The following is a 9,627-nucleotide window of genomic DNA, read 5'->3' as shown; positions in this document are numbered from 1 at the left end:
CGACGCGACCGCCCCCAGCCCCACCTCGCTAGCACCCCGCCGCAGTCCGGGCAGGCCAACTCGCCCTCGGCAAGCCTGCGTTCGACGACCGCCGACGCCTCCTCCACCGTTATCACGGCGCCTCCGCACGCTGAACGGCCCTCCCGACGTCGCTGCCAAGCGAGGCGGGAGGGCCGTTGCCGATCCTGCAGGCGAGCTTCAGCCCCCCAGGTCGACCAGACCGGCAGACAGGGGCGAGAGTTGAGCCCCGTCTCACCCGCCAGCTTGCTGCCAGGGGAACGGAGCGAGGTCCGGCTCGACCCAGCCGGTCCTGGCCGGGTCGCTTGCCAGCGTCGAGGACCGATAGAAGCGGGCGAGCAGCTTCTTGTCGAGCAACGCAGGGTTCTGGTCGGCGAACGCGTCGAAGTCGGCGGTGTCCGACTGCCCGGCGTGGTGGCCCACCAGTTCGATCCAGGCCCGGCTGACGGTGGCATTGTACTTCTGCGGTGCGCCCGCGTAGCGGGCGGTGCGCTGGATGCCGTCGCTGACCAGGTCGACCGCCGCAGTGGTGCCGTAGCGCCGGACGGCCAGCCAAGTCAGCTGGACGTGCTGGCGGTGCCCGAACCGCTCGGCGGTCGCCATCACCTCCCCCATCAACTCGGCGAACGGCGAGGACTCCTCGTCCGTGCCGTTCGCGCCGTGGCCGGCGTGCAGATGCCGTCGCAGGCGCTCCGCTGGGCCGGTCAGAATCTTGAGCAGCCCGTGGAGATGTGCCGCGTGGCCGGAGTACGGGCCATGGTCGTGTGTGGTCATGACCCCTCCTTGACCAGCGCGTCCAGAACGGCATAGAAGCCGGCGACCGCTTCGGCGGGCAGGCCCTCCAGCGCGCGGTTCTCGACGTCGGTCAGGGTCTGGGTGATGACGGCGGCCGCCGCGCGCCCGGAGTCGGTCAGTTCGATGAGCACCGAGCGGCGGTCGCCGGCGCGCGTGCCGCGGGTGATGTGACCGCGGCGTTCCAGCCGGTCCAGCACGCTGGTCAGCGTCGTGGGGCGGGCCCCGACCGCGGCCCCCAGCTGGGAGACGGTGCGGCCATGACCGTCGGCGAGGTTGGCCAGTGCGTTGATCTCGGAGGCGGTCAGGTCGAGGTCGACGAGTTCAGTGGCGATCAGGTGCAAGGTGGCGTGGGTAGCGCGCTGCAAGGCCAGCAGCGCCGACCGGCCCGGTGATACGGATTCGGACTTCATGTTTTCGGATATTACGATATCGGGATACTTTGCTGCAAGACGCCACCATCGTCACGGTGCCGCTCAGCACCCCGAAGATCAATTCAATGGAGACCGTGAAGTCCACATCGTCAGGGTGAATGGCACATCCGGCGCCCTACGTCGTCATCTTGAGTGGCAACCAACAGGTTGCGGGGGTGGAGGGAAAGTTCCTGGTCGCCATGCATGACGCGGAAGTGGGTGTCCTCGATGAAGATGGTCACCTGTTTTCCGGCGTGGGTCCGGCCGATCCGTAGGCGGTGGTTGGCGACCATGGTGACACCGTCTTTGGGGACGCGTCGGGTGGCTTGCTGGGGCCCAGTCGGCGGTGGTGGGAGAGGAGCGCTGGCGGGGCGGGCTCCGGCGAGGGAAGCGCGCTGGTCTGCGGGGATGGGCAGGGGCCAGGTCTTGAGGACCTGACCGTTGATGATGGCGTGCATGAGGTGTTCGTCCAGGCGGAGGGTGACGCGCTGGCCGACATGCCGGGGCCCGATGTTGTAGGTGTTGTTGGCGAATCTGAAGCAGCCGTCCCGGCCGGCGGTCCGGTCGACCTCGACGGCCGCGCCTGCGGGTAGGTATCGGCGACCGTTCCGGGACGGCAAAGCTGGGGCCGCGGGAGCCGGGCTCGCCGGGCGGGCGCCGTGCATGCGCAGCCAGCGCAGGTGCTCGCTGGTCAGGCGAGAGGAGACGGTCTTGACGTGGTGGCCGTCCAGGGTGACGTGGATGCTGCGCTCATCGATCCACAAGGTGACGGTGCGTCCGGTGAAGGCCGGGCCCAGCCAGACCTGCTGATGTTGAGCGACCAGCACGATCCCGCCACCGGGTACCACACGGTCCTGCTCGACCGCGCCGGACTCGGTGGGCGGAGCTGGGGGTTCCTGGATGCGCAGTGCCGTCTCCAGCGGCGCCTCAGTGAGCGGTGGCGCGGTGGAGGGCGGCTCGGGTGCTGGTACTCGCTGGGAGACGGCGGTCGTGGACGGGCCGTTGGGTCGGAAGAGGGCGGCTGGGCAGGCCATGTCGAGTGCCTGGTGGGGCCTTGCATGATTGTAGATGTGCACCCAGGCGGTGATCGCTTCTTGGGCGGCGGTGAACGATTCAAACGGGGCGACTTGGTCCAGGAGTTCCTCGCGCAGGGTGCGGTGCCAACGTTCGATCTTTCCCGTGGTGGTGGGTGAGCGGCGTTTGGTCAGCCGCTGGCTGATTCCGTTCTCCCGGCAGAGCCGCTCGAACATCACCTCGGCCGGGACCGGCTTGGTGAAGCGGCCGGTGAACTGCTTGCCGTTGTCGGTGAGGACCTCGGCGGGGACGCCGTAACGGCGCATCGCCTCGGTGAACGCCTCACACGTCGCTCGTCCGGTTGGCTGCACCACCAGGGCGGCGATGACCACGAACCGAGAATGGTCGTCGATGCCGGTGACCAGCTTGCACTCACGGCCATCGGCCAGGAACACCCCGCCGACGATGTCGAGCTGCCACAGCTGCATCGGCGCCTCGCGCTGCCACCGCCGGTACTTGCGCTTGTGCTCCTGGTCCTGCGCATTTACCAGCCCGTTGCGGGTCAGCACTCGGTGCACAGTCGCCTTGGCGGGGACCGGGTCCACCCCGCGGCGGCCGAGCTCGAAGCAGATCCGCCGGGCGCCCCACCGGCGATGAGCGCGTCGGAGCTCGCAGATCAACACCTCTATATCGGCGGCGATCCGCGACGGGCTGGACCGTGGTCGACGCGAGGCCTCCTGCAACCCGACGACCCCGTCCCGCTCGAACCGCTCCCGCCAGGCATAGATCGTCTGCCTCGAGACGCCGTACCGCACTGCCACCTCGGTCACCGGCGATCCGTCCCGCACCTCCATGACCGCCCGGTACCGATGCTCAACCAGCCACGCCCGATCCGTCACTCCGTACCCTCCAGCCCCATACCACCAACAGGGCAAGAACAGCACGAACCACGAGATCACTGTCAGGAAACTACTGAGAACGTTCTGTCAACGAACTCTTGAGGCCATACACATCATCACGCCGGTCACCAAGAGAGATCGGCTCGCAGCGTGCCAGAGGCTGATCCGTGAGCTGCCCCTCTTCCGCCGCATCTCCGCGCGACACCTGCGCAGCGTGCTGCGGTCCGCGTTCGACCTCGGCGCGACCATCAGCGACATCCGGCACGCGCTCGACCACCGGGCCGACGGCGCTCCGTGGATCCACACCCACGATCCACGCTGGCTGCCGAGCTGGATCCGGTACCGCCTATCCGCGTGGATCACCCCAGCCGGAGGACTCGTCGCCCCCTGGCCAGTCCAACGGCGTGCAGCGGAGCACGCCGCCCTGCTGGCCGTGCAGCGGGCCCGACGCGAGACCTACGACGCGTCGGGAGTCGTTTGGTAGAGATGGCGCAGACTTTGAAATGAGAAGGCTTGAGAATTGTCGGTAGCCATGTCATAGAGTGGAAGAGAAGTCATGTAGGCACCGTGAGCCGAATGGACATCCAACGTTATCGCTAGCGCTTTTCTTGCCTATCTATGGGCGACAAAAACCTCGTCTATTCCCTGATTAATCGTCTCAGGGATGACATCATCCGACGAGAGGAGACGCGCATGCGTTACCCTTCGCGAACAACCATCCTCGGAACGGCGTTCTTTGCCACCGTCGCGCTCTGGCCCGTTGAGGCGCAGGCCTCGGCCAGCCCGGTCTCAGTGATGCGCACCACATCGACGGCAATAGCGCCACCAGACGATGATCGCGCTCCTTACCAAAAGGGCTACGCCACGGGACTCTCGGAGGGCTACCAAGAGGGAGAGGCACGCGCCCGGGAGCACTGTGAAGACATCCCAGCTTGGCCAAATTGGCCGCCAGGTGCTTACGGCAAGGGTTACGCCGACGGCTACATGCTGGGATGGCAGAGAGGACTCGACGACGGCATGGCGAAATACTGCCGGCCCTCATAGCCGAGGGGATGTCAACTAGGTGGCCATGCTCGGCGGCGACCTGACGGTCCTCATTGGGTTCGCCGCCTAGCGGCTACTGGTCCGCCGTGGTGTTCATTGCCCCCCGACGCGCCGAGCGAGACAGAATCTATAACGTAAAGGCCGTTAAATCGGACATGCAATCCGGCAACGGTCGGCTGGCGCCCTAGTTGACCTCCTGCTTATCGCGCCAAATAGCGGGTTTCCGGACAGTGAGATGTCCGATTTCAGAGCCTTTACGTTATAGATTTGCGCTTGCTGATCTGGCTTGCGAGATTGCTAGCGAGATCAGTTCAGGGCCGCTTGCTGGCGCGCGCGAGCCCTGCGGCGCTGCTCTCGGATGATGGCCGCCAGCTCCTCGACGGGGCGGCCCCCGGGGACATAGGCGGCACGAGCTGCCTCCTCAGGCGAGAGAGCGTCTCGGCGGGCCCGCGCTTCCGCGAGGACACGCCCGGCGGCAGCAAGAGCTTCGGCGCGGGTTCTCATGACTTCTACGATCTCACACACGATTACTCGCGCAATCCTGCCCTTCCAGGCATACGAACGGCAGAGTCTTCGAAAGCGCGACCGCTCCGGCACGGTGTGGGACTCCGTGTCCGGGCTCTTGCTCTAATCTGGGGCCCAGAACGGCAGGGGAGTGAGAGTTTCCGTGGCGCATGGTCCAGACGGTTCAGTCGTTGTAGCCTTAGAAGCCGTCCTTGAACGCATCACCTACGCCAACGAGGAGACCGGTTACACCATCGCCCGGGTGGCCACCGAACGCTCCGGCTCCGAGCTGCTGACCGTCGTCGGCCCCCTGCTGGGCGCCCAGGTCGGCGAGTCGCTGCGGCTGCACGGCCGCTGGACCTCCCACCCCCGCTACGGCCGCCAGTTCGAGGTGCGGTCCTACACCACCGTGCTGCCCGCCACCGTGCAGGGCATCCGCCGCTACCTCGGCTCAGGCCTGATCAAGGGCATCGGCCCCAAGATGGCCGAGCGGATCGTCGACCACTTCGGCACCGACACCCTGGAGGTCATCGAGCAGCAGCCCGAACGCCTCGTGGAGGTGCCCGGCCTGGGCCCCAAACGGACCAAGATGATCGCCGCCGCCTGGGAGGAACAGAAGATCATCAAAGAGGTGATGATCTTCCTGCAGGGTGTCGGCGTGTCCACCTCGATCGCGGTGCGCATCTTCAAGCAGTACGGCGAGCAGTCCATCTCCGTCGTCAAGACCCGGCCGTACGACCTGGCCGGAGACGTGTGGGGGATCGGCTTCAAGACCGCCGACACCATCGCCCAGGCCGTCGGCATCCCGCACGACAGCCCCGAACGCGTCAAGGCCGGCCTGCGCTACACCCTGTCGCAGGCCGCCGACGACGGCCACTGCTACCTGCCGGCCCCCAACCTGACCGCCGACGCCGTCAAGATCCTCGACGTGCCCGCCGACCTGGTCGCCGCCTGCCTGGAGGAACTCGTCGCCGCCGAAGGCGTCGTCCGCGAGCCCGTCCCGGCCGGCGACACCATCGTGCCCGCCGTCTACCTGCCACCCTTCCACCGCGCCGAGCTGTCACTCGCCTCAGGCCTGCTGTCACTGCTGCGCGGCGGCCACGACCGGCTCAAAGCCTTCGCCGACGTCGACTGGGAACGGGCCGAGACCTGGCTGCACGGCCAGACCGGCGCCGAGCTGGCCCCCGAGCAGCGCCAGGCCGTCCGCCTGGCGCTGACCGAGAAGGTCGCCGTCCTCACCGGCGGGCCCGGCTGCGGCAAGAGCTTCACCGTACGCTCCATCGTGCTGCTGGCCCGCGCCAAACGCGCCCGCGTCATCCTGGCCGCCCCCACCGGCCGCGCCGCCAAACGCCTGGCCGAGCTGACCGGCCACGAGGCCACCACCGTCCACCGCCTGCTGCAGCTGCGGCCCGGCGGCGAGGCCACCTTCGACCGCGACAACCCCCTCGACGCCGACCTGGTCGTCGTCGACGAGGCCTCCATGCTCGACCTGCTGCTGGCCAACAAGCTCGTCAAGGCCGTCGCCCCCGGCGCGCACCTGCTGTTCGTCGGCGACGTCGACCAGCTGCCCTCCGTCGGCGCCGGCGAGGTGCTCAAAGACCTGCTCGCCGCCGACGACATCCCCCGCGTACGGCTGACGCAGATCTTCCGCCAGGCCCAGGAGTCTGGCGTCGTCGTCAACGCCCACCGCGTCAACACCGGCCGCCACCCCGTCCTGGAGGGCATGAAGGACTTCTTCCTGTTCCCCTGCGAGGAGCCCGAGGAGATCGCCGCCATGACCGTCGACGTCGTGGCCCGCCGCATCCCCGCCAGATTCCGCCTCGACCCCCGCCGCGACGTCCAGGTCCTGGCCCCCATGCACCGCGGCGCCGCCGGCGCGGGCGCCCTCAACACCGCTCTGCAGGAGGCCCTGACCCCGGCCCGCGAGGGCATGCCCGAACGCCGCTACGGCGGCCGCGTCTTCCGCGTCGGCGACAAGGTCACCCAGCTGCGCAACAACTACGACAAGGGCGCGGCCGGGGTGTTCAACGGCACCGTCGGCATCGTCACCGACATCCGGCCCGACGAGCACAAGCTCACCGTCTCGACCGATGAGGACGAATCGGTCGACTACGCCTTCGACGAGCTGGACGAGCTCGCCCACGCCTACGCCGTGTCCATCCACCGCTCCCAGGGCAGCGAGTACCCCGCCGTCGTCATCCCCCTGGCCACCAGCGCCTGGATGATGCTGCAGCGCAACCTGCTCTACACCGCCATCACCCGCGCCAAACGGCTCGTGGTGATCGTCGGCTCACGCCGGGCGCTGGCCCAGGCCGTACGCACCAAAGGCGCAGGCCGGCGGCACACCGGCCTCACACACCGCCTCACCCGGCGTTGACCTGCGCCTGACCCGCGACAAGTGATCTAAATGTGACCGAACTCTCCCAAAGGATTCCTCGTCTTATATGCAGGAGCATTAGGGTCTTTTGAGGTGCGTTTTGCGCCATGGGGGAGAGGACAGACGTGAACATCGCGCCCGCTTGGAGGAAGCCGGCCGCCACGGTCGCACTGCTGGCCGCGGCCGCCCTGACCGCCTCGTGCTCGAACGCCGGCACCACCACCACCGGGGACCCCGCCGCACCCGAAGCCACCACCACGGCCACCCCCGAAGCACCCACCGTCACGATCAGCCCCGCCGAGGGCACCACCAAGGTCAGCCCCGACAAGAAGATCGTCGTCACCGCCGCCGGCGCCGCCCTCGAGGACGTCACCATCGACGCCGGCGACGACCAGATCGAGGGCCGCTTCAACGCCGACAAGACCAGGTGGGTCTCCAAGACACCGCTCAAGCCCTCCACCGACTACAGCGTCACCGCCAAGGCCGGCGCCACCACCGCCACCAGCGCCTTCACCACGGCCAAACCCGAGCGCGCCCTGCAGGTCATCGACGTGACCCCCAACGCCAAGGGCGAGACCCTCGGCGTCGGCGCCCCCATCATCGTCACCTTCAACCAGCCCGTCACCAACAAGGCCACCATCGAACGCGCCCTCGAAGTCGAGGCCGAAAAGCCCGTCGAAGGCGCCTGGCGCTGGGTCGACGACTCCAAGGTCATCTACCGCACCGCCAAATACTGGCCCGCCCACCAGAAGGTCACCTTCAACGCCAACATCACCGGCATCAAAGCCGGCAAAGGCCTGTACGGCGTCGAGGACTACACCGCCAACCTGAAGATCGGCGCCAAGCAGATCAGCAAGATCGACACGCGCAAGCACATGATGTACGTCTACAAAGACGGCAAGCGCGTCCAGACCATGCGCATCAGCGCCGGCATGGCCACCACCCGCGAATACACCACCACCTCCGGCGTCCACCTCACCATGGAACGCGGCAACCCCGTCCGCATGATCTCCCCGGGCCGCGAGAAAGGCGACCCCGGCTACTACGACGTCATGATCAACCACGCCGTGCGCATCTCCAACTCCGGCGAGTACGTCCACGCCAAGAACAACGTCTGGGCCCAAGGCGTGCGCAACGTCAGCCACGGCTGCATCAACTCCCGCCCCGACCAGGCCAGATGGTTCTACGACAACGTCCAGCGCGGCGACGTCGTCGACATCACCGGCACCAACCGCGAACTGGAGTGGAACAACGGCTGGGGCTTCTGGCAGATGCCGTTCTCCCAGTGGAAGAAGGGCAGCGCCCTGCACGCCAAGGCCTGACCCGCACCAGCACAGGACACCGCCCGCATCCCGGCCCACGACACCGGGAACGCGACGAGCCCGCGTCCCCGGACGCGGCCCGGCCACAGACAGGCGAAAAAGAGCCGGCCACACCGAACGCGCTACCCCGGACATGGACACGCTGCGACGCACCCGGGGGAGCAGCACGGGACCGGAAAACGCCCTAAAGTGTCACCGATCGCGCCCACGCCGGACACCACGTCGGCCGCACCCTCCTGCACTGGGCCCTCCAGCAGGCCCGCACCCGCGGCGCCACCCCGCTACCCGCCCACTGCTACACCGGCGACGACGGCCACCTGATCACCTACGACGAAAGCTGCGCCTTCACCCGCACCCAACCCGTCACCGTGGGGGAGTGGCCCGGCATGCTCCTGCAACCCCGCCTCTAACCCCACACCCCAGGCCCGCGAGCGTGCCGGCGGCCCCACGAACCGCCACCCCCGACCCGGTCACCGCGACGACCGGCCACGCAGCAGCGGATGCGAGCGCATCGCCACCTCCAGCTCACCCGGCAGCTCATCACGATAACGCCCCAGCGTCGACAGATCGCTGTGCCCCAGCACCCGCCGCACCGCATCCATGTCCACCGCATCGGCCAGCAAATGCGTCGCCGTCGTATGCCGCAACCCATGCGGCGTCACCGACCGCCGCTGATCAGGATCCACCCGCCGCTGCACCCGATCGATCACCGCCTGCACATCACCACGCGCCAGCCTGCGCCCCCGCCACGACAGCAGCAACGCCTTGTCCTCCACCGCAGGCCGCCCCCGCTCCAGATACGCCTGCAGCACCCGCGCCACATCATCCGGCAACGGCACATCCCGCGTACGCCCGCCCTTACCGAAAATCCGCCAATAACGCACCCCGTCGTTGGTGAAGAAATCCTCCACGTTCGCCCGCACCAGCTCCGACACCCGCGGCCCCACCGTCGACAACAACAACACGATCACCGCATCACGCAACTCCGTACGCTGATCACGCCGCTTACCCGCCGGCGGCGGCACCTCCTGCAGCGTCCGCGCCGCCCCGATCAACCCCTGCGCCTGCTCCCGCGTCAACGCCCGCCGCTGCGGCCGCAACCCGCCCCGCTCCTTGGCCGTCACCGTCGAACGCGTCATCGGATTGACCTGCACCCACCCCGCCAGCGCCGCATGCTTGAACAACGCCGAAATCGACCGCCGAAACCGCGCCTGCGACGACGGCGACTGCCCCGCCACCCCCAC

8 protein-coding genes are annotated in these 9,627 nt (G+C 68.0%); 4 read left to right on the top strand and 4 right to left on the bottom strand.

What is annotated here, in order from left to right:
• Window positions 1–252 precede the first annotated feature (252 nt).
• The 3 genes from EJK15_RS64250 to EJK15_RS64240 form a co-directional block, all read right to left on the bottom strand.
• Entirely contained in the window at window positions 253–792 is a 540-nt protein-coding gene (locus EJK15_RS64250) for a hypothetical protein (RefSeq protein ID WP_206062145.1), read from the bottom strand.
• Window positions 789–1,223: a MarR family winged helix-turn-helix transcriptional regulator gene (locus tag EJK15_RS64245; protein ID WP_138720083.1), complete on the bottom strand. Its 435-nt coding sequence runs from the start codon at window positions 1,221–1,223 to the stop codon at window positions 789–791. The genes EJK15_RS64250 and EJK15_RS64245 overlap by 4 nt, the downstream gene beginning before the upstream one ends.
• Before the next feature lie 110 nt (window positions 1,224–1,333).
• On the bottom strand, window positions 1,334–3,136 hold the full coding sequence (locus EJK15_RS64240) for an IS481 family transposase (RefSeq protein WP_206062143.1): 1,803 nt from the start codon (window positions 3,134–3,136) through the stop codon (window positions 1,334–1,336).
• Window positions 3,137–3,350: 214 nt separating this feature from the next.
• Here EJK15_RS64240 and EJK15_RS64235 point away from each other — a divergent pair, with 214 nt between their 5' ends.
• The 4 genes from EJK15_RS64235 (at window position 3,351) to EJK15_RS64220 (ending at window position 8,383) form a co-directional block, all read left to right on the top strand.
• The gene (locus tag EJK15_RS64235; protein ID WP_138720082.1) at window positions 3,351–3,620 is read left to right on the top strand and encodes a hypothetical protein; all 270 of its coding nucleotides are present in this window, start codon (window positions 3,351–3,353) and stop codon (window positions 3,618–3,620) included.
• Between the two features lie 134 nt (window positions 3,621–3,754).
• A complete protein-coding gene (locus EJK15_RS64230; RefSeq protein ID WP_138720081.1) occupies window positions 3,755–4,180 on the top strand; it encodes a hypothetical protein in 426 nt (141 codons plus the stop codon).
• Between the two features lie 667 nt (window positions 4,181–4,847).
• Window positions 4,848–7,061, top strand: coding sequence for an SF1B family DNA helicase RecD2 (gene recD2, locus EJK15_RS64225; protein WP_138720080.1), 2,214 nt, complete (start codon window positions 4,848–4,850; stop codon window positions 7,059–7,061).
• A gap of 107 nt (window positions 7,062–7,168) precedes the next feature.
• On the top strand, window positions 7,169–8,383 hold the full coding sequence (locus EJK15_RS64220) for a L,D-transpeptidase (protein WP_240778021.1): 1,215 nt from the start codon (window positions 7,169–7,171) through the stop codon (window positions 8,381–8,383).
• Between the two features lie 470 nt (window positions 8,384–8,853).
• Here the strand turns inward: EJK15_RS64220 and EJK15_RS64215 are convergent.
• The coding region (locus tag EJK15_RS64215) for a tyrosine-type recombinase/integrase (RefSeq protein ID WP_138720079.1) at window positions 8,854–9,627 on the bottom strand (774 nt) is incomplete at its 5' end.

The organism is Nonomuraea basaltis (genome assembly GCF_005893125.1).
GTDB lineage: Bacteria > Actinomycetota > Actinomycetes > Streptosporangiales > Streptosporangiaceae > Nonomuraea > Nonomuraea basaltis.
Note: the sequence above shows the minus strand (reverse complement) of the source record. Positions and strands in the feature narration are given on the sequence as shown.

Excerpts from the sequence above, each read along its gene's own strand:
- EJK15_RS64245 (WP_138720083.1), bottom strand. The coding sequence starts at position 1,223 with ATGAAGTCCGAATCCGTATCACCGGGCCGGTCGGCGCTGCTGGCCTTG.
- EJK15_RS64250 (WP_206062145.1), bottom strand. The coding sequence starts at position 792 with ATGACCACACACGACCATGGCCCGTACTCCGGCCACGCGGCACATCTC.
- EJK15_RS64220 (WP_240778021.1), top strand. The coding sequence starts at position 7,169 with ATGGGGGAGAGGACAGACGTGAACATCGCGCCCGCTTGGAGGAAGCCG.
- EJK15_RS64230 (WP_138720081.1), top strand. The coding sequence starts at position 3,755 with ATGGGCGACAAAAACCTCGTCTATTCCCTGATTAATCGTCTCAGGGAT.